Genomic DNA, 436 nt, shown 5'->3' with positions numbered 1-436 from the left:
ACTAAGTCGTAACAAGGTAGCCGTACCGGAAGGTGCGGCTGGATCACCTCCTTTCTAAGGAGCCATATATGTCCCACGTTTTCCGTTGTGGGATGGGTTTCTGTGGAACATTGACCTAGATCATTATTAAGTCGTTTGGATTGTTTAGTACTGCTCGCTTTTTGTGGGTGTGGAACGGGATCCGAGGGGGTTGGTGGTGGTTGCCAAGCAAGGACACGTTGTTGGGTTCTGGAAAATCAAACATGCGCAAGCCCGGTTGGGTTTGGGTGGTTGGTTTTTCGTGCCAGAGCAAATACTTGATTCACGTTATTTCGTGTGTTGGGGTTTGTTTTTGGGTGTGTTTTGAGAATTTTATAGTGGACGCGAGCATCTTTGTAGATTATCGAATGTGATATTTTTGTTTGACAAGCTACTAAGTGCGATCGGTGGATGCCTT

Annotated in this window: 1 protein-coding gene and 1 rRNA gene; one reads left to right on the top strand and one right to left on the bottom strand. The window is 46.1% G+C overall.

From position 1 onward, the window contains the following. Positions 1-54: ribosomal RNA gene (locus tag P0D62_RS19015) — 16S ribosomal RNA — on the top strand; the annotation flags it as partial. 182 nt (positions 55-236) lie between these two features. Here P0D62_RS19015 and P0D62_RS19010 read toward each other — a convergent pair. Then, positions 237-436: hypothetical protein (locus tag P0D62_RS19010; RefSeq protein WP_275704091.1), on the bottom strand; the 200-nt coding region annotated here is incomplete at its 5' end.

Origin of the sequence: Tessaracoccus caeni (genome assembly GCF_029211185.1) — a bacterium.
In the GTDB taxonomy this organism is placed as follows: Bacteria; Actinomycetota; Actinomycetes; order Propionibacteriales; family Propionibacteriaceae; genus Arachnia; species Arachnia caeni.
Note: the sequence above shows the minus strand (reverse complement) of the source record. Positions and strands in the feature narration are given on the sequence as shown.